The organism is Vallitalea sp., from assembly GCF_025211055.1.
GTDB lineage: Bacteria > Bacillota > Clostridia > Lachnospirales > Vallitaleaceae > Vallitalea.
Map to the genome: position 1 here is coordinate 49,394 of NZ_JAOARO010000068.1, position 20,163 is coordinate 69,556.

At 31.0% G+C, this 20,163-nt stretch carries 16 protein-coding genes and 1 other annotated feature; all 16 genes read left to right on the top strand.

Annotation, left to right across the window (positions count from 1 at the left end; genetic code table 11):
• The first annotated feature begins 14 nt into the window (after positions 1-14).
• Complete coding sequence (gene dtd / locus N4A55_RS09830; protein WP_293755638.1) at positions 15-464, top strand: D-aminoacyl-tRNA deacylase; 450 nt, start codon at positions 15-17, stop codon at positions 462-464.
• A 74-nt stretch (positions 465-538) separates the two neighbouring features.
• Positions 539-1,165 carry an MBL fold metallo-hydrolase gene (locus tag N4A55_RS09835; RefSeq protein WP_293755640.1) on the top strand — a complete coding sequence of 209 codons (627 nt, stop codon included), beginning with the start codon at positions 539-541 and terminating at the stop codon, positions 1,163-1,165.
• A 45-nt stretch (positions 1,166-1,210) separates the two neighbouring features.
• Positions 1,211-2,674, top strand: coding sequence for a coproporphyrinogen dehydrogenase HemZ (hemZ, locus tag N4A55_RS09840; protein ID WP_293755642.1), 1,464 nt, complete (start codon positions 1,211-1,213; stop codon positions 2,672-2,674).
• 110 nt (positions 2,675-2,784) lie between these two features.
• Positions 2,785-4,572 carry a YARHG domain-containing protein gene (locus N4A55_RS09845; protein ID WP_293755645.1) on the top strand — a complete coding sequence of 596 codons (1,788 nt, stop codon included), beginning with the start codon at positions 2,785-2,787 and terminating at the stop codon, positions 4,570-4,572.
• A 511-nt stretch (positions 4,573-5,083) separates the two neighbouring features.
• Positions 5,084-6,478 carry an anthranilate synthase component I gene (trpE, locus tag N4A55_RS09850; protein ID WP_293755648.1) on the top strand — a complete coding sequence of 465 codons (1,395 nt, stop codon included), beginning with the start codon at positions 5,084-5,086 and terminating at the stop codon, positions 6,476-6,478.
• Positions 6,479-6,504: 26 nt separating this feature from the next.
• Positions 6,505-7,080, top strand: coding sequence for an anthranilate synthase component II (locus tag N4A55_RS09855; protein WP_293755651.1), 576 nt, complete (start codon positions 6,505-6,507; stop codon positions 7,078-7,080).
• On the top strand, positions 7,077-8,090 hold the full coding sequence (gene trpD / locus N4A55_RS09860) for an anthranilate phosphoribosyltransferase (protein ID WP_293755654.1): 1,014 nt from the start codon (positions 7,077-7,079) through the stop codon (positions 8,088-8,090). Before N4A55_RS09855 ends, trpD begins: the two co-directional genes overlap by 4 nt.
• 12 nt (positions 8,091-8,102) lie before the next feature.
• Positions 8,103-8,888 carry an indole-3-glycerol phosphate synthase TrpC gene (gene trpC / locus N4A55_RS09865; RefSeq protein WP_293755656.1) on the top strand — a complete coding sequence of 262 codons (786 nt, stop codon included), beginning with the start codon at positions 8,103-8,105 and terminating at the stop codon, positions 8,886-8,888.
• A complete protein-coding gene (locus N4A55_RS09870; RefSeq protein ID WP_293755659.1) occupies positions 8,878-9,504 on the top strand; it encodes a phosphoribosylanthranilate isomerase in 627 nt (208 codons plus the stop codon). Before trpC ends, N4A55_RS09870 begins: the two co-directional genes overlap by 11 nt.
• Positions 9,501-10,673: a tryptophan synthase subunit beta gene (trpB, locus tag N4A55_RS09875; RefSeq protein ID WP_293755661.1), complete on the top strand. Its 1,173-nt coding sequence runs from the start codon at positions 9,501-9,503 to the stop codon at positions 10,671-10,673. The genes N4A55_RS09870 and trpB overlap by 4 nt, the downstream gene beginning before the upstream one ends.
• A gap of 72 nt (positions 10,674-10,745) precedes the next feature.
• Complete coding sequence (gene trpA, locus N4A55_RS09880) at positions 10,746-11,519, top strand: tryptophan synthase subunit alpha (RefSeq protein WP_293755664.1); 774 nt, start codon at positions 10,746-10,748, stop codon at positions 11,517-11,519.
• A 123-nt stretch (positions 11,520-11,642) separates the two neighbouring features.
• Positions 11,643-11,875, top strand: a binding site (T-box leader).
• A gap of 66 nt (positions 11,876-11,941) precedes the next feature.
• Positions 11,942-13,213, top strand: a complete 1,272-nt coding sequence (hisS, locus tag N4A55_RS09885; protein WP_293755667.1) for a histidine--tRNA ligase — start codon at positions 11,942-11,944, stop codon at positions 13,211-13,213.
• Between the two features lie 11 nt (positions 13,214-13,224).
• Positions 13,225-15,018, top strand: a complete 1,794-nt coding sequence (gene aspS / locus N4A55_RS09890; RefSeq protein ID WP_293755670.1) for an aspartate--tRNA ligase — start codon at positions 13,225-13,227, stop codon at positions 15,016-15,018.
• A 260-nt stretch (positions 15,019-15,278) separates the two neighbouring features.
• Entirely contained in the window at positions 15,279-15,710 is a 432-nt protein-coding gene (locus tag N4A55_RS09895) for a SoxR reducing system RseC family protein (protein WP_293755672.1), read from the top strand.
• Between the two features lie 120 nt (positions 15,711-15,830).
• Positions 15,831-16,721 (top strand): AraC family transcriptional regulator, encoded by an 891-nt coding sequence (locus tag N4A55_RS09900; RefSeq protein WP_293755674.1) that lies wholly within the window; start codon positions 15,831-15,833, stop codon positions 16,719-16,721.
• A gap of 175 nt (positions 16,722-16,896) precedes the next feature.
• Positions 16,897-20,013, top strand: a complete 3,117-nt coding sequence (locus tag N4A55_RS09905; RefSeq protein ID WP_293755677.1) for an alpha-mannosidase — start codon at positions 16,897-16,899, stop codon at positions 20,011-20,013.
• Positions 20,014-20,163 lie beyond the last annotated feature (150 nt).

Genomic DNA, 20,163 nt, shown 5'->3' on the forward strand with positions numbered 1-20,163 from the left:
GGATAAGTAGTATTATGAGAGTTGTAATACAGAGAGTTAAACATGTATCTGTAAAAGTTGAAGGCGAATTGATTGGTGAAATAGGTAAAGGAATATTAGTGTTAGTAGGTTTTTTGGATAACGATAATATAAAAGTATATGATTATATGCTTGATAAAATAATTAACCTAAGAATATTTGAGGATGAAGATGATAGAATGAATCTGTCAGTCAAAGATATTGAAGGTGAGATAATTATTGTTCCTAATTTTACTTTATATGGTGATTGTAGAAAAGGACGTAGACCTAGTTATTCATCAGCTGCTAAGCCGGATAAAGCTAGAATAATTTTTGATGAATTCATTAAGAGAGCTAATGAAAAATATGATGGTTTAAAGCAAGGTATGTTCCAAGCTGATATGAAGGTAGAGCTATTAAACGATGGACCTGTAACTTTACTTTTAGATAGTGAGAAAATGTTTTAGCATAGTGTTAATCAAATTGATAGTAGTGGGATGTTATTGCTGGTAGCTATCTATTTGTAAGAGGAGGAGTTATTATGAAAGTTAAAACAATGATGTTAGGTATTTTGCAGACAAATGTTTACATTGTTTATGATGAAGAAAGTAAAGAAGCAGTAGTTATTGACCCGGCTGGAGAAGAAGATAGAATCATTAGATTTATTGAAGAGACGAATTTAAGATTAATGGGAATTCTTGTTACACATGGACACTTTGATCATATTGGAGTAGTGGATGCTATTAGGAATAATTATGGAGTACCTGTATTTACTAGTAGAGAAGAAGGGAAGCTTATGGCGGATCCTAATCAAAATTTATCTCTGAATCTTATGAGAAAAGTTGTTGTAGTAGAAAATGATGAAGTTGTTGGAGATAAAGATATTCTTGAATTTGGTGAATTAGTGTTTGAGTGTATTGTTGTTCCAGGTCATTCGCCAGAAAGTGTGTGTTATTATAATAGAGAGAATGATATATTGTTTTGTGGGGATACATTGTTTGCTGGCTCTATAGGTAGAACTGATTTTTATGATGGACCCCAAAATACATTGATTAATAATATAAAGGATAGACTTATGAGTTTACCAGAAGAGACAAAAGTTTATCCAGGGCATGGTTTTCAAACAACTATTGGTTATGAGAAAAAAACCAATATATACATGTGTTAAGATTAATTATGTTAAAAAGAGTTTAATATATAGGAGTAAGATTTAATGTATTTATTACTAAGAGGTCATGATTATGAATATGAAGTCAAAATGCTACTTAATTTATTTTATCATGGGGAAGATTATAATATTGTAGAAGATATAACCAGGGAAGGTATTACAATTGAGACAGTAGTATGTGAGGATTATTATAAAGCTGCATATTATGAAAATGGTAAAATTATAGAAACTTCTTCTTTTGACAAGGAGTATATTAAAGAACTACCAATTGAACCTCTAGAAAGAAGAAAACAATCAAAAATGTTGTTGAAGATATTACTTTATAATATAGCTTCAAAAGTAACAGGTATAAAGCAACCGTGGGGTATATTGACAGGTATAAGACCTACTAAGATAGTATTTGATTTAATAGATAGATACGGTAATGATGAGAATAAAATTAGATATTGTCTTGAAAATCATTATAAGATATCGCCAATGAAAATTGATTTGATGATGGAAATTGTAAGAAATGAAATGGGGATATTAAGCACTAATAAAGATGATGAAATTAATATATATTTAGGGATACCATTTTGTCCTACTAGATGTTTGTATTGTTCTTTTACGTCATATCCAATAGATAAATGGATGTCTCGTGTTATGGATTATCTGGAAGCTTTGGAAAAGGAAATGGAGTATGTTTCAAAAGAATTATTGGCTAGTAAGAAGGTTAAAACGATTTATGTAGGTGGTGGTACACCTACATCTCTTAATGCTGAACAGTTGGAAAGGTTTATGATAATGATAGATAAGCATTTTGATGTTGAATCATTGGAAGAATTTACTGTAGAAGCAGGTAGACCGGATACAATCAATGTGGATAAGTTAGAAGTATTAAAGAGATATGGTGTTACAAGGATTTCAATTAATCCTCAGACCATGAATGATGAGACATTAGAGATTATTGGAAGACGGCATACAGTTGAGGATATATATAGTGCTTTTTCTATGGCTAGGAGAGTAGGTTTTGATAACATTAATATGGATTTAATAATAGGGCTTCCTGGGGAGAATTTTTTTGATGTAAAGGAGACAATGGAACAGATAAAGAAGTTAAATCCTGAGAGTGTTACAGTTCATATTATGGCAGTGAAGAGGGCTTCTAGGTTAAAAGAGAGTATTAATAGTTATGATTTGGCTAGTGATAAGATAATTAGAGATATGATTGATATGGTTTATCATGAATGTAAGTTAGTAGGATTGAATCCATATTATATGTATAGGCAGAAGAATATGGTTGGTAGATATGAGAATGTGGGATATTGTTCAATAGGGAAAGAATGTATATATAATATTGAGATCATGGAAGAGGCACAGACTATTATTGCTCTTGGTGCGGGTTCTGTTTGTAAGATTGTATTTAGGGGTGAGAATAGAATTGAGAGGATTGAAAATGTTAAAAATGTAGAACAATATATTGAGCGGATTGATGAGATGATTGATAGGAAGAGAAAATTTTTTGGTTGAAAATATAAATCGTTCAGGTTAAATCATTATAGATATATATATCTACTGTGCTAATAATAGTAATAGAAAAATTAAGCTTTGTATTCATAATCTTAGGAGGGTTATATGATATGTTTAAAAAGAATCTAGTGATATTTGCAATATTATTTTTTTTAGTTGGTTGTCAAAACCAAAATTTAAGTAATACTGATAAAATAGATAACTCTGATTTAGAAAATGCAGATAAAATTGAAGAAGATAAAGAAGTTATTGACGATAATATCTTAGAATACAAGCTAGTATTCAATGAAATAGAAGTAGACCTAAATTCTACTATTACATTCAAGGAAATTAGTAATATATCAAAGGAAAATTTGAGTATATTAAGAAATGCAATTTTTGCTAAGTATGGTTATGTATTTAGTACTTCCAAATATGATATTTTCTTTAGAAAGCAAAGTTGGTATGAGCCAGATGAAACAATTACTGATATAAACGTGTTATTAAATGAAAACGATAGGCTTAATATAGACTTAATACTAAAAATAGAAAAAAACTTCAATGTTTTATCTAATAATTTAACTACTGTTGAACAAAGCTTAGTTGGGTTATGGCATGATTCACCTTATGTTGCAGCTGGATATGGGGAATTATATACATTTAATAGTGACAGAACTTACTCATTTCATTTTAGTCAGTATATTGGTGATAATAGAATTAGAGCATATATGGGCAAGTGGTTTATACTAGATAATAAGTTGTATTTGCAACCTATACAAGAGGAGTATTATCAAGGGGGAAAGTTAGTTAAGGCATCCCCATCTATGGTAAGTGAGAATGAATTAACTGGTGGGAAACTCATTATACAAGATGTCACTGACATAAGCATTGATGAATTGGCCCTTGATTTTAATATTAAAACCGATAAACATGAACCGCTAGCTGTAAAGTTTGGAGATAAAATATTTTATTATTTATCTGCAGATAGTGAAGAAGAAGTAAAAGAAGAAGTAAAAGAAAAAATAAATGAAGAAGAAATTATAATACAGGATATAGAAAGCTATAATCATCCAACAAAAGAAGCTCTTGAATATAGAGGATATAAATTATTAAAGATTGAATTAAAAAATAAAACATATCCTATTTATTATGTAGAGCATGACCAATTGCATGATATATATTCTTATAACTTAATAAAAGAGATTGCAGAAAAAAATGCTTTTTGGGATTTTAAAATAGTAGATGATAATGGATTTATTGAGGTTCAATGTGATAGAAAAACTAAAAGTATATTAAAAACAAAAACAGATAAAGGTGTTACAGATTACACTATCTATAATTTTTCTAAGTATGAAGGGGAATGGTACGATACTTCATTTATTAATGTTAATGACGGTGTTAATATGATAAAACTACATTTTTTAGAGGATAATAAAAGTGCAATGATAACATTAGTTAGCAGTTCAGAGGAAAAGGGTTTGGCAGAAATAAAAACAGAAACTAAATTTGACTATTTTGGGAAAGGAATTTTTTCATTTAATGACGATTTGTGGGGAAATAAAGGTAGAGGTGAGATATGTATATCAGAAGATACTGTTAGCATTAAAGTTGAAGAAATAGAAAAAACAAATAGTGAAAAAGGATTTTCATTAGGATTTGGGAATTATGTCACAAAGAAAGATTATAATGGCATAAAGAAAGCAATGAATATTCTACATAAAGATTATGACTATGAGGACAATCATAAGGGTTCATATATTCCTAAAACAGATGATAATGATTCAGTGTATTTCGCATATGAAGGTATAGACGAACAAGGAAGATATATAATTGGAGTCAGAAAATGTAAAGATACAGTCATTGTTGCTTGGTATTATTTTGAACCAGATACACTTGAAGTAGAAGTTGAAGAGATGTAAGTATTTCTATACCTATTAATCATGAATTATAAGCTACGCTTACTAACTTAATAAATATTAAAATATTAATTTAAATATTTACAAACATAATAAAATATGTTATAATCTGATAAAATATTTTAAAAATCTGTGATTGGAAAGAGTACTTTTCTGAATTTATTACAGCGAGCCGTCGGTAGGTGTGAGGTACGGTATAGATGATGAATAGGAATGGCTCCATGAGATGCTAGATGAAAGGTTATGGACTGAGTAGTTGATGCCGGGAACTCCCGTTATTGAGTTAGGATATCGATGTAATTCTGTATCTGAAAATATAGCATAGATTTGAGTGGTTAACGGTCTTTCGTCTCAACATGACGAGAGTACCGTTTTTTTATTATTATAAGTTTATTATTAAAATAGACTTATAGATTACTGAATCTATAGTTGGGTGGCATTAGCGAAAAACCATTTCGTCCCAATAGGGGGTGGAGTGGTTTTTTTGTATTCAGAATTAAATGGAGGTAGTGTGATGGATAAAATTAAACTAGTACCTTATGTGGAAACAATTTCAGGAGATACAGAGACACCTATAACGTTGTTTAAGAAATATGTGAAAGATCAGGTAGGTTTTCTCCTTGAGAGTAAAGAGCAGCCTAAGGGTAGATATTCGTTTTTGTGTATTGATCCTTTTATAGTAATTAAAGCTTTTGAATATCAAGTATTCATTAGTGAAAATGGAGTTGAGAGAAAGGAAGAAGGTAGGGCACTTGATATTGTTAAATCATATTTAGAGAGATACGATTTGATTAATACAACTAATATTCCGTTTATAGGAGGAGCTGTAGGTACTGTTGGGTATGACATTATAAGACAATATGAATATCTACCAAATGAAAATAATGACAAGGTAAAGTTACCAGATTTACATATGATGTTTGTTAAAGAATTGATTGCGTATGATCATTTTCTTAACAAAATTAATATTATCGTTTTGGAAAAAGAGGATGAAATGTCAAGTTTAAGAGCTAATAAGAAGATTAATATTATAAAAAATAATCTACAGAAAAATATCAAATGTAATGAGAGATGCAACAATAGAGTAAAGGTTTCATTTCATAGTCATAGTACACAGGAAGAATTTGAGGATGCAGTGAAAAGGGCTAAGGAATATATTTACGAGGGAGACATTTTTCAAGTGGTTATTTCTAGAAGATGGAGTGGGAAAAGTGAGATACTTCCTTTTGAGCTGTATAGGAAACTTAGACAAGTTAATCCATCTCCGTATATGTTTTATTTTAATTTTGGTAGTTATAATGTTATAGGTAGTTCTCCAGAAATGCTGGTTGAATTGAGAAAAGGGAAAATACTTAATTGTCCAATAGCAGGGACAAGAAAAAGAGGGGTGAATGATAAGGAAGATAAGGAATTGGCTGATGATTTACTGAATGATGAAAAAGAAAAGGCAGAACATGTAATGTTGGTTGACCTTGGTAGGAATGATATGGGGAAAGTCTCAAAGATATCTTCTGTTAAAATAAAATCTTTTATGCAAGTGCACAAATATTCTCATGTTATGCATCTAGTATCGTTGGTTTGTGGTACAAAAAGGGATGATAAAGATATGTTTGATGTATTAATGAGTTTCCTTCCAGCGGGTACTTTATCTGGAGCTCCTAAAATAAGAGCTATGGAGATTATTGATGAGTTGGAGAAAGAAAAGAGAGGTATATACGGAGGGGCTATTGGATATTTTGGATTTGATGGTGATATGGATATGTGTATTGCTATAAGAACTATGGTAGTTAAGAATGATACATTATATTTACAGGCAGGAGCAGGTATAGTTGCTGATTCTGACCCAGTTAAAGAATATGAAGAGACTGAGAATAAGGTAAAAGGTTTGATAATAGCTATAAAAAGCTGATAATCGTTATGAAGGAGGACTTAAAAATGATAATAATTATTGATAACTATGATTCTTTTACTTATAACCTATATCAATATATTGGTGAGTTCATAAAAGATATTAGAGTATATAGAAATGATAAAATCACTGGAGAAGAAATATTGGAACTTAATCCTGAGAAGGTTATTATTTCACCTGGTCCGGGAATACCTAATAATGCGGGTAACTGCTTAAGTATTATTAAAATTATTGCTGGTAAGATACCCATACTAGGTATATGCTTGGGACATCAATGTATTGGTCAAGCTTTTGGGGGAAATATAACTCATGCCAAATCCTTATTTCATGGGAAAAGTAGTTTGATTAAACATAATAACAGGTATATTTTTAGAGGTATAAAGAACCCTTTGAAAGTTGCAAGATATCACTCGTTGGCAATTGAAAAAGGAAGTTTGCCTTTATGTTTAGAAAACATAGCGGCAACAAGTGATGGAGAAATAATGGCTGTTAAACATAAGGAATTAAATATTATTGGATTACAATTTCATCCTGAATCTATAATGACAGATGAGGGGAAAAGATTAATTAAAAATTTTGTAGATGAGGAGTGCTGTGTATGATAAGAGATGTTGTTAATAAATTAAAATTAGGTATTGATTTGTCAGAGGCAGAGATGATGGATTGTGTTGAAAAGATAATGACAGGAGAAGTTAGTGATATATTAATAGCAAGTTTCTTGACTGCAATGACTATAAAGGGTGAAACAATAGAGGAGATTACTGGAGGTGCAAAAGTTTTAAGAAGAAAAGCAGTTCCAGTAAACCTTAATGATCTATATACAGTGGATACATGCGGTACTGGTGGAGATGGGTTTTCAACCTATAATATCTCAACAACAACATCAATAGTGATAGCAGCAGCAGGAATTCCGGTAGTTAAGCATGGAAATCGTTCTGTATCAAGTAATTGTGGGAGTGCAGATGTGCTAGAGAGATTGGGCATTAATATTGACCTTACTCCTAAACAGTCAGAATTAATGGTAAGGGATATTGGTATATGCTTTCTATTTGCTCCTAAGTATCATCAAACCATGAAATATGTTGCACCAGTTAGAAGGGACTTAGGATTTCGAACAATATTTAATATATTAGGTCCATTGGCTAATCCTGCAAAAGCGAATGCACAGATAGTTGGTGTCTATGATGAAAATATGATGAATAAGATTGCTCATGTATTAAGTAATCTAGGAGTTGAAAGAGCCTTAGTTGTTCATGGAAAAGATGGTTTAGATGAATTGACTATTACATGTGATAGTAAAGTCACAGAACTAAATAATAAGAGTATAAAAACCTATGAAATAAATCCACGTATGTATGGGATAGAAAAAGCCAAGATGAAGGATATTACTGGAGGTACAGCTCAGGAGAATGCAGAGATAATAAGGAAATTGTTAGATGGAAAAAAAGGGGCTAAGAGGAATATATTAGTTCTTAATGCAGGAGCTGCCATCTATGTTGCAGGAAAAGCAGATTCTCTTGAAAAAGGAATAAATATTGCAGGAGAAATTATAGATTCAGGAAAAGCAAGATTAAAATTAGAAGAATTTATTAGATATTCAAATAGTTTTTAGAGAGGTGATGAAATGAGAGATAGAATATACCTAGAAGACATTATAAAAATGAAGAAAAAGAGGATTATCGGTAAAAATTATGATATCCATACATTATTACAAAAGATTAGTAAAGTTAAGACCAGACCATCATTTTATGACGCTATGAAAAAAGAAGGTCTATCAATTATTGGTGAAATAAAAAAAGCTTCTCCATCAAAAGGCTTAATAAAAGAAGATTTTAACCCTATAGCTTTGTCCAGTATATATAATGATTCAGTTGATGCAATCTCTGTACTTACTGAAGAAGATTATTTTCTAGGAAGAGACAGTTATCTTAAGGAGGTAAGTGAAAATGTAGATATACCAACTCTTTGTAAAGATTTCATTATTGATAAGAATCAAATATATAATGCTAAATTATTAGGTGCAAGCTGTGTGTTACTTATTGTAGCTATATTAGATAAAGAAAGGCTTAATGAATTTATAACTATCGTTCATGGACTATCAATGGATGCCTTAGTGGAAGTTCATTCAAAAGATGAAATAGAAAAAGCGTTAGATGCAGGAGCTAAGATTATAGGAATAAATAATAGAGACCTTAAGACATTCAAAACTGATATAAAAACTACTTTACAGTTAAGAGATTATATTACTGATGGTTGTTTGGTTATTAGTGAAAGTGGTATTGATAGATTGAATTATATGAAAGATTTGAAGAAAGCCAATGTAGATGGAATATTAGTAGGTGAAACTTTTATGAGATGTGATGACATAGGAAAAATGGCTAAGGAGATGCGACTTGTATATGACACCTGATATAAAGATTTGTGGAATAAAAAATATAGAAGAAATTAAGATAATCAACAAATACCCTGTAAGCTATGTAGGTTTTATATTTGCAGATAGTAAAAGAAAAGTTACAGAGGACAAAGTAATAGAACTTAGTAAACACATTAGAGAAGATATTAAGGTTGTTGGGGTATTCGTTAATGAAAATGTTGAATATGTTAATAGATTAGTACATTCATGTAGGTTGGATATAGTACAGCTTCATGGAAACGAAAGTAACGAGTATTGTAAAAATATATGTTGTAAAGTATGGAAGAGTATAGCTGTTAGTGATGAGAGTAGCATAAGAATCATTGATTATTATAAGGATGTTGATGGTATTTTATTAGATACTTATCATAATGGAAAAAGCGGTGGTACAGGGAAAGCTTTCAGTTGGGAATTGGTGAAGAAAATTTCTAAGAGTAATCAGATAGTATTAGCAGGAGGTTTAACACCTGATAATATAGTGAAAGCAATTAATATAGTAAAACCTCAGATTATTGATGTTAATTCAGGTGTAGAAACTAACTTTAACAAAAATGAAAATAAGATAAGACAGTTATTTATTAGATTACAAGAGTACAGGAGGAAGAATGAATGAAAAGAAAATTTGGTGATTTCGGAGGACAATATGTTCCTGAAACATTGATGTATCCCCTAAAAGAACTGGAAGAGGCTTATGAGAAATATAAAATAGATGAAGAATTTATTAATGAGTACAAGTATTATCTTAAGGAATACGTTGGAAGACAGTCACCTTTGTATTATGCGGAGACATTAACTAATTATCTAGGAGGTGCTAAGGTCTATCTAAAAAGAGAAGATCTTAATCATACGGGAGCCCATAAAATCAATAATGTCATTGGTCAACTTCTACTAGCAAAAAGAATGGGTAAAACTAAGGTTATAGCAGAGACAGGAGCAGGGCAGCATGGTGTTGCAACTGCAACAGGAGCTGCTTTATTCGGTATGGAATGTTCTGTTTTTATGGGTAAAGAGGATATAAGAAGACAAAAACTCAATGTTTTCAAGATGGAGCTTTTGGGAGCAAAAGTACAGCCGGTAGTATCTGGTACAGGTACATTGAAAGATGCTACTAATGAAGCAATAAGAGAATGGGTTAGATTGGTTGAAGATACTTTCTATGTAATCGGTTCAGTAGTAGGACCACATCCATATCCAACAATGGTTAGGGATTTTCAGAGAATAATTGGTGATGAAGCTAGACAGCAGATATTAGCAAAAGAAAATAAACTACCAGATACAGTAATAGCGTGTATTGGTGGAGGAAGTAATGCAGCAGGTATATTTTATCCGTTTATAGATGATAAGGAAGTATCGCTAATAGGAGTTGAAGCAGGAGGAGAAGGTATTGGTAGTGGAAAACATGCTGCGGTGCTATCTGATGGTGCAGATGGAAAAGTTGGAGTTCTACATGGTATGAAAACATATCTATTGACTGATGATGATGGAAATATAAAACCAGCTTTTTCTATATCAGCAGGACTAGATTACCCAGGAACTGGACCTGAACATTCATTTTTACATAATACTGGTAGAGCCAAATACGAAGCTGTAACTGACCAAGAAGCTGTACAAGCGTTCAAGTTATTATCCGAAACAGAAGGTATCATACCAGCTCTAGAAAGTTCGCATGCAGTTGCATATGCATTAAAAATTGTACCAAAGATGGCAAAAGATGAAGTCGTCATTATTAATATATCTGGGAGAGGGGATAAAGATGTACAAACAATTCTAAATTTCATATAAATGATTTGAAAGCACAAATTCTCTGGTGTTTTATACTAAGTAATATAATAACAAATAATGGAGTTGATAGTAATGAATAGAATAACCAAAAAATTTCAACAATTACAATCTAAGAATAAAAAGGCTTTTATAGGGTATCTAACAGCAGGTGACCCTAGTATAGAAAAAACAGAAAAATTTGTTTATGCTTTAGAAAAAGGAGGAGCAGATATTATTGAATTAGGGATACCTTTTTCTGACCCTTTAGCAGATGGGCCTGTAATACAAGATGCAGGACTGAGAGCATTGAATGCAGGTGTGACAGTTGACAAAATAATGGATTTAGTCAAGAACATAAGAAAAAACACTGAGATTCCTCTTTTGTTTTTAGTTTATTACAATACTATTCTAATATATGGAAAGGAAAAGTTCATAAGAACTTGTGAAGAAATAGGTATCGATGGATTAATAATACCTGATTTACCTCTTGAAGAAAGAGATGAGTTAGAAGAAATAATGGATTATGAAAAAATATGTTTAATACCTCTAGTTGCACCAACATCAAAAGATAGAATCAAAAAGATAATTGAGGGATGTAACGGTTTTGTATATTGCGTATCTTCTTTAGGAGTAACAGGTGGAAAATCTAATTTTTATTTGGATATTAAATCATATCTACAAGATGTAAAAGAAAATTCAGGTCTACCAATAGCTGTAGGATTTGGTATTTCTTGCAGGGATGATATAAAAAGATTAGAAGATCATGTTGATGGTGTTATAGTAGGTTCTGCTATAGTAAGAGAAATTAAACGCTCAAAAGGGGATCCAATAGTTTTAAAAGAATATATTAAGAGTTTGACTCAATAATCAATATAGAATAATAATATATCATAAGATAATGGGTCAATTTAAAGGAAAATATTAAAAAGTACTTGACAAATCGTTAATAAACGAATAAACTGTAAGAAACTATTTTACTAAGAAGATATCAATAAAACGTTGAAGAGGAAAAGTAAATTATGTCCACCTATGCAGAGAGAGAAGCCATTAGCTGGAAAGTTTCTTATAGACCATGATTGAAGGACACCTTAGAGTGATTCGTTGAACGCTAACACTAGTAAGCGAGTTCGGTTCATCACCGTTAACAGATTAGAGTGGAAGCAAGTGCTTCTATTAGGGTGGTACCGCGGAATGAATATGATTATATACATCTCGTCCCTGACTATTAAGTCAGTGACGAGATTTTTTAATTATATGGATTATTAATAAACGAATAGGAGTGAATAAATATGTTGACAAATGCACCAAGAGGAACGAAAGATATATACGGTAGTTATATGAATACTTGGAAAAAACTTGAAGACACAGTAAATGAAATATGCACTAATTTTGGTTTTAATGAAATCAGGACTCCTATTTTTGAACATACAGAACTTTTCCAAAGAGGCGTAGGAGAAACTACGGATATTGTTCAAAAAGAGATGTATAGTTTTACTGATAAAGGTGATAGAAATATTACCCTTAAGCCAGAAGGAACAGCTGGTGTGGTTAGAGCTTATCTAGAAAGAAAAATGTATGCTGATGTACAACCTACAAAATTATTTTATATAACACCTGCTTTTAGATACGAAAGACCTCAAGCAGGTAGATATCGTCAGTTCCACCAGTTTGGAGTAGAGCTTTTTGGCTCTGATAAGCCATCAGCTGATGCAGAAGTTATTGCTCTTGCAGCTAATATGTTAAAGAATCTAGGGATTACCAATGTAGAACTTCATATCAACAGTCTAGGTGGTCCTGAATGCAGGAAGAAATATAATAATACATTAAAAGAATTCCTAAGTAAAAACATAGATTCATTATGTCCTACTTGTTTGGAAAGGTATGAAAAGAATCCATTAAGAATTCTAGACTGCAAAAATGAAAAATGTAGGGAAGTATTAAAAGATGCACCTCTAGCAAAAGATGAATTAGATACTGAATGTAAGGAGCACTTTGAAGAACTACTCAGATTATTAGATGCTATGGAAATTGAATATACAGTTGATCCTTGGATTGTTAGAGGATTGGATTATTATACTAGAACAGTATTCGAGTTCATATCTAAGGATATTGGTGCTCAAGGAACTGTATGCGGTGGTGGAAGATACGATAAATTAATTGAAGAATGTGGTGGTTCACCTACTCCAGCAGTTGGATTCGGCGCTGGTATAGAAAGACTGATTATGACTATGGAAGCTATTAATGGGTCTAACCAAGATAAACCTACTCGTGATATCTATTTAGGATATGTAGGAGAAAATGCTAAGAAAACAACATTTGCAATTGTTAATGAATTAAGAAAAAACAATATATCTGTAGAGACAGACTTAATGTCAAGAAGTGTAAAAGCACAAATGAAATATGCTAATAAAATTGGAGCCAGATATTCAGCTATAATTGGTGATAATGAATTAGAAGAAAACTCAGTAAGAATTAAAAATATGGAAACAAGAGAACAGATAGATCTAAATATTGAAGAAATAGTTAAATATATGAAAGAGAACAAAAATTTTTTAGACTAGGAGGTAACAAAATGAGTGAATCAATGCAAGGATTGAAACGAACGAATAAATGTACAGAGGTAAGTGCTAAAAATATTGATGATAAAGTAACTGTAATGGGATGGGTTCAAAAAAGAAGAGACTTGGGTGGTGTTATTTTTATCGACCTTAGAGATAGAACAGGATTGCTTCAAGTAGTTTTTGATGCTAGTAGTATCGGTGATGAAGGATTTGCAAAAGCTGAAAAGCTTAGAAGCGAATTTGTAATTGCTGTTGAAGGTATTATTGAGAGTAGATCTGATGAAACAATTAATCCTAACCTAAAAACTGGTGAGATTGAAGTTAGGGCTCATTCACTTAGAATATTATCAGAGGCAGAGACACCACCTTTCCAAATTGAAGAAAACAGTAATGTAAAAGAGGACTTAAGATTAAAATATCGTTACTTGGACCTTAGAAGACCTGATTTACAAAGAAATCTTATAATGAGACATAAAGTTGCCATGATTACAAGAGAATTTTTAAGTAATGAAGAGTTTCTTGAAATAGAAACACCAATGCTAACTAAAAGTACCCCTGAAGGAGCTAGAGATTATCTCGTACCAAGTAGAGTTCATCAAGGTAACTTCTATGCATTGCCTCAATCACCACAGATTTTCAAACAATTATTGATGTTATCAGGATATGATAGATATTTCCAAATCGCTAAGTGTTTTAGAGATGAAGATCTTAGAGCAGATAGACAACCAGAATTTACTCAAATAGATATGGAATTATCATTTGTTGACCAAGAAAAAGTAATTGATGTAAATGAGAGACTTATGCAGAAGTTATTTAAGGAAGTACTTAACTTTGATATTGAAATTCCAATGCAAAGATTGACTTATAAAGAAGCTATGGATAGATTTGGTTCTGATAAACCAGACCTTAGATTCGGTATTGAACTAGTTGATTTATCTGATATAGTGAAGGATTGTGGATTCAAAGTATTCTCTGGTACTGTTGCAAGCGGTGGAAGTGTTAGAGGTATTAACGCAGAAGGATTAGGTAATCTTCCAAGAAGACAAATTGATGCATTAGGTGAATTAGCTAAGACATACGGTGCAAAAGGAATGGCATGGATTGTTATTAATGAAGATGGAACTTACAAATCAGCTATAACAAAATTCTTAACAGATGAAGAAGTAGAAAACATGGTAAAAGCTATGAATGGTAAACCAGGAGACTTATTACTTTTCTGTGCTGATTCTAATGATGTAGTATATAGTACACTTGGAAACTTGAGACTTGAAATTGGTAGAAGACTTGAGCTTCTTGATGACTCAGTATATAAATTCGCTTGGGTTACAGAGTTCCCATTACTTGAATGGAACAAAGAGCATAAGAGATATACAGCTATGCACCATCCATTTACAATGCCTATGGAAGAAGATCTACAGTATCTAGAATCTGATCCCGGTAGAGTTAGAGCAATTGCATATGATATGGTTCTTAACGGATGTGAGCTTGGTGGAGGTAGTATAAGAATTCACCAAAGAGATATCCAAGAGAAGATGTTTGCAGCACTTGGATTCAGTAAAGAAGATGCCTATGACAGATTTGGTTTCTTATTGAATGCATTCAAATACGGTGTACCACCACATGGTGGATTAGCTTTTGGACTAGATAGAATTGTAATGCTAATGACAAAATCTGATAGTATAAGAGACGTAATAGCTTTTCCAAAAGTAAAAGACGCATCTTGTCCAATGACAGAAGCTCCAGGTACTGTTGATGATAAACAGTTAAATGAATTAGGACTAAAGATTGATACTATTGAAATTTAATAAAATATGAAGAACATTAAAAGGGATTGCCATAGATATTAGCACTAAAAGAAATTTTAACTAAAATATAATATATAAAAAATAAATAATATACACAATGCAAAAAAATCCATAGACTTATAGTAAACATTTTGATACTATAAAGGAAATGGATTTTTATTTACTTTGATTTTTATAAGTTGAATGGAACTTAATAATTGCTGACTCTATAGCTATTATTTAATTAAACTTATATAGATAACATTAAGAGAGGTGAAAATATGGCAGAAACAGGCATTGTTATAAAAGAAACAGGAAAATATGTAACAGTAAAACTTGAAAGAAGAGAAGCATGTGCTAAGTGTAGAGCATGTACAGCAGGTTTTGAGACAAAGGATATGATTATTGAGGCTGAAAATATTTGTGATGCAAAAGAAGGAGATGAAGTAGAAATATCCTTAGAACAAAGTAATTTTCTAAAAGCTGTGTTAATCATGTATACTGTTCCATTAATATTTTTATTTGTTGGTTTAGGAGTGGGTTACTTAATATCTTATGCACTTCATTTACAGAGTGTAGAGATAATAGCTGTTATATTTGGTTTTGTTCTTTTAGCAATTTCATATTTGATTATCAGATCAAATGAAGATAAATGGAGAGATAAGAAATTTAGGCCAGTAGCTAATAATATTGTTAGAACCAAGGAAATATAATTGGCTCAACTTTCCCACCTTTAATTTAATACAGGTAAATTAAGGGTTATAGGTTTGGTTTGCAGAATAAAAAGATAGAAGAAACACCTAATATTAATGTAGAAACTAGGAGGTTATATCATGAAATTCGATATTGCCAAAGCATCAAAAAAATTATCTCAATTAGACTTGAAGTTTTCTAAGGGTTCTTTTGACATTGAGATGTTTTGGTTTAGAGTTATGACCGTTGAAGGTCAATGGAATATTGCTAGACATACTCATTCTGCTTATGAATTTCATTTTGTTGCAGATGGTATGTCAATAGTAAAAATGGATACACATGAATTTAAAATAGGTAAAGGTGAATTTTATATAACTAAACCTGGTGAGTACCATGAACAGACTAACATTGATGGTAACAAATATGTAGAATACTGTATGAATTGTCATGTTTCATTAAATAATGAAAACAATATAGAAGATTTAATAATATACAAATTCATTAATGATAATAAGTGTAAAGCATATAATGACTATAACGGTATCATTAATTTATTCGAAAAAGTACTATCTTGTGCATATTATGAGAAGATAGGTTACTATAATCAAATACAACTTTATATTCTTCTGATTATAATATCATCAGTTCAAGTGATAAGTAGGAATAAAGAGTATAATTATGAAGTTCCTGTTAAACACAAAAAAGATGATTATCGATTTACTCAAGTAACACAATATATATTTGACAACATTGGTAGTAAGGTAAGTGGAAAAGATATAGCTGATTATATGTATCTAAGTGAAAAACAAATAAATAGAATAATAAAAAAGAAAACAGATTTGTCTACTAAACAATATATTAACAAAATAAAACTGAAAAAGGCTAAGGATTTACTTAAGAATACTGATTTACTTGTAAAAGAGATTTCAGAGCAATTAGGTTTTTCCAGTGAATATTATTTCAGCCAGTTTTTTAAAAGAGAAGAAGGGTATCCTCCTGGAATATTTAGGATAAATATAATCAATTTTTGAGTTTAATACAAGGTATCAATATTCAATTTCAAAATGTCCCAAAATATTAAATAATAGTCTAATATAAATATTTTATTCATAGCATTCTCCAAATATAATAAAGGCATATATAAGTGTCTTTTTTATATTGGAGATTTTTTTATTTACTAATTAACTATTAAGAGGAGGTCACAAGATGTTTTTTGAGATTGAAAGAATAGGTAAATTGTTAGAAGAACTCAAGGAATTGAGATATGTGAAAAAATATACCTTTGAAAATATTCAGATGAAAGAAGGCTTCTATAAGGAAAGATGTGAAGCAGATGAATCTGCTAACCTATGGAAAGCATTTAATAAAGATGATAGATGGGGTGGCAAAGATAAATATGCTTGGTTTAGAGGAGAATTTGAGGTAACAGAAGAATATGCAAACAAGAAACTAGTTTTCCAAGTACTTACAGGTAAAGAAGGTGGATGGGATGCTAATAACCCACAATTCATTATCTTTGTTAATGGTAAATTAGTACAGGGACTTGATATAAATCATACTGAAATAGTTTTAACTAATCAGGCTGTTGCAGGTGAAAAATTCGTTATTGATCTTCAAGCATATAGTGGAACAATTGATAGCTTATCAGAATGTAGAAATGTAGTTAGTATATTTGATGATACTGTGGAAAAATTATACTATGATATATATGTACCACTAGAAGTTATAAAATTACTTCCTAAGGAAAACAAAGATAGAATAGATACAATAAAGTTTTTAACTAACGCAGTTAACAAAATTGATTTGAGAAAACCATATAATAAAGAATTCTATACAAGTATAAATGACGCATTGGATTATCTTGAAGACAAATACTATCATGAATTCTGTGGAGATAAGAGTGTTGTTGTAAAATGTGTTGGACATACACACATTGATGTAGCGTGGTTATGGGATTTAGATCAAACGAGATTAAAGGTTCAAAGAAGTTTTTCAACAGTTCTAGAACTAATGAATCATTATGATGATTATATATTCATGTCTAGTCAGCCACAATTATATAAATTCTTAAAAGAAGATAGACCTGATTTATATGAGCAAATAAAAGAGCGTATTAAAGAAGGACGTTGGGAGCCTGAAGGTGCTATGTGGGTTGAAGCTGACTGTAACTTAAGTTCAGGTGAATCTCTAGTTCGTCAAGTTGTTTATGGTAAACAGTTCTTTAGAAATGAATTTGGTGTGGAGAATAAAATTTTATGGTTGCCAGATGTGTTTGGTTACAGTGCAGCTTTACCACAGATATTGAAAAAGTCTTCCGTAGACTATTTTATGACAACAAAGATAAGTTGGAATGAATACAATAAATTACCTTATGATACTTTTGAATGGGAAGGGCTTGACGGAAGTAAGGTTTTAACACATTTCATTACTACAACTAATTTTGATGATCTTCCAGAAAGATTCTTTACAACTTATAATGGTTATATTGATCCAAAATCAGTTAAAGGGGCTTGGGAAAGATATCAACAAAAAGATTTAAGCGATGAAGTACTTATAAGCTATGGCTACGGTGATGGTGGCGGTGGACCAACTAAAGATATGTTAGAGATATCAAAACGTCTTGAAAAAGGAGTGAAAGGTTGTCCTGCTGTCAAATTAACTACAGCAACAGATTTCTTTGAGACACTAGATGAAAATGTCTCAGACAATAACAAATTACCTCGCTGGGTAGGAGAATTATATTTTGAATACCATAGAGGAACATTGACTAGTATGGCAAGAAACAAACGTTATAATAGAAAATCTGAATTTTTATATGAAGGTATTGAGTGGTTATCATCTATGGCTAATTTGATTGATGGAGTGCCTTATCCAAAAGAAGATATATATAATGGTTGGGAAATTATATGTCTTAATCAATTCCATGATATAATACCAGGTTCATCAATCAAAAAGGTATATGATGATTCAAAAGAACAATATGAAGAGATTATAGCTAAGGGTAATGAAATAAAAGATAGTTCTATAGATGCTATCACTAAGAATATTGATATTGATGAAGAATCAGTTGTAGTATTTAATCCATTATCATTTGATAGAGCAGAAATAATTGATTTTGAATACCCAGAAGAGATATGTGTATATGATGGTGATGATAAGCTTTTAACTACTTATAATAATGGTACTATTTCTTTCTATGCCAATATACCAGGGAAAGGTTATAAAACATTCAGTATAAGAAAAGAAGCAAATGAATCTTCTAATGAATTAATAGCTGATAAAGCTCATCTAGCAAATGAGTTTTATGATATTAGATTAGATGACAAGGGACATATTATTTCATTATTGGATAAGAGAGTCAACAGACAGGTATTAAAAGAAGGCGAAAGAGGTAATGTTCTTCAAGCATTTGAAGATAAACCTCATAACTGGGATGCATGGGATATTAATATCTATTATCAAGAAAAAATGTGGGAAATAGATGATGTAGAGAGTATAGAAGTAGTAGAGAAATCTTCACTAAAGGCAACTTTAGAGATTAAAAGGAATTTCTTGGATTCTACTATAACTCAGTTAATGACTATATATCATAACGTTCCAAGAATTGATTTTGATACTACTATTGATTGGAAAGAAAAACATATACTTGTAAAAGCAGCATTCCCTGTAGATATCCATACAGATAAAGCTACTTATGATATTCAGTTTGGTAATGTTGAGAGACCTACACATTGGAATACAAGCTGGGATACTGCAAAATTTGAAGTATGTGGTCATAAGTGGGCTGACTTGTCAGAAGATAATTATGGTATAAGTTTATTGAATGATTGTAAGTATGGTCATGATATAAAAAATGGTAATATTAGATTGACATTATTAAAATCTGCAACTGTACCTAATGAAGATGCTGATAGAGAAGTTCATAACTTCAAGTATTCATTGTATCCTCACATTGGTGATTGGAAAGATGGAGGAACTGTTAAGAAAGCATATGAAGTCAACGTACCAGTGCATACTTGTATAGTTGATTCAAATGCTGGAACAATGCCTAAGGAACTATCTTTTGTTAAAATTGATAGTGAAAATGTTATAGCTGAAGTAGTTAAACTAGGAGAATATAGTGATGATATTATAGTTCGTGTACATGAATGCTATAATAGAAGAACTAATGCTAAGATTACATTCTTTAAAGATTTGAAAGAAGTTGTAGAGTGTGATTTAGAAGAAAGAAAAGTATTAAACAATATAGAAACTGCAAATGGAGAATTCCAGTTTGAAATTAAACCATATGAAATTAAAACATTCAAATTAATATTGAAGTAGTTGATTAACAAAAGGGGCTGTCGTTAAATAGACTAGCCCACACATAAAAAAAGTCAGTGTAACTCATTAGGAGTTAGGCTGACTTTTTTACAAGAAAAAAAGATGCCTAACGATAAACATCTTTTCTCCGCTACATATACATTGTATAAT

What these genes read in the sequence shown, in the direction of transcription:
- dtd (WP_293755638.1), top strand. Translation starts at nt 15, where the DNA reads ATGAGAGTTGTAATACAGAGAGTTAAACATGTATCTGTAAAAGTTGAA.
- N4A55_RS09835 (WP_293755640.1), top strand. Translation starts at nt 539, where the DNA reads ATGAAAGTTAAAACAATGATGTTAGGTATTTTGCAGACAAATGTTTAC.
- hemZ (WP_293755642.1), top strand. Translation starts at nt 1,211, where the DNA reads ATGTATTTATTACTAAGAGGTCATGATTATGAATATGAAGTCAAAATG.
- N4A55_RS09845 (WP_293755645.1), top strand. Translation starts at nt 2,785, where the DNA reads ATGTTTAAAAAGAATCTAGTGATATTTGCAATATTATTTTTTTTAGTT.
- trpE (WP_293755648.1), top strand. Translation starts at nt 5,084, where the DNA reads ATGGATAAAATTAAACTAGTACCTTATGTGGAAACAATTTCAGGAGAT.
- N4A55_RS09855 (WP_293755651.1), top strand. Translation starts at nt 6,505, where the DNA reads ATGATAATAATTATTGATAACTATGATTCTTTTACTTATAACCTATAT.
- trpD (WP_293755654.1), top strand. Translation starts at nt 7,077, where the DNA reads ATGATAAGAGATGTTGTTAATAAATTAAAATTAGGTATTGATTTGTCA.
- trpC (WP_293755656.1), top strand. Translation starts at nt 8,103, where the DNA reads ATGAGAGATAGAATATACCTAGAAGACATTATAAAAATGAAGAAAAAG.
- N4A55_RS09870 (WP_293755659.1), top strand. Translation starts at nt 8,878, where the DNA reads ATGACACCTGATATAAAGATTTGTGGAATAAAAAATATAGAAGAAATT.
- trpB (WP_293755661.1), top strand. Translation starts at nt 9,501, where the DNA reads ATGAAAAGAAAATTTGGTGATTTCGGAGGACAATATGTTCCTGAAACA.
- trpA (WP_293755664.1), top strand. Translation starts at nt 10,746, where the DNA reads ATGAATAGAATAACCAAAAAATTTCAACAATTACAATCTAAGAATAAA.
- hisS (WP_293755667.1), top strand. Translation starts at nt 11,942, where the DNA reads ATGTTGACAAATGCACCAAGAGGAACGAAAGATATATACGGTAGTTAT.
- aspS (WP_293755670.1), top strand. Translation starts at nt 13,225, where the DNA reads ATGAGTGAATCAATGCAAGGATTGAAACGAACGAATAAATGTACAGAG.
- N4A55_RS09895 (WP_293755672.1), top strand. Translation starts at nt 15,279, where the DNA reads ATGGCAGAAACAGGCATTGTTATAAAAGAAACAGGAAAATATGTAACA.
- N4A55_RS09900 (WP_293755674.1), top strand. Translation starts at nt 15,831, where the DNA reads ATGAAATTCGATATTGCCAAAGCATCAAAAAAATTATCTCAATTAGAC.
- N4A55_RS09905 (WP_293755677.1), top strand. Translation starts at nt 16,897, where the DNA reads ATGTTTTTTGAGATTGAAAGAATAGGTAAATTGTTAGAAGAACTCAAG.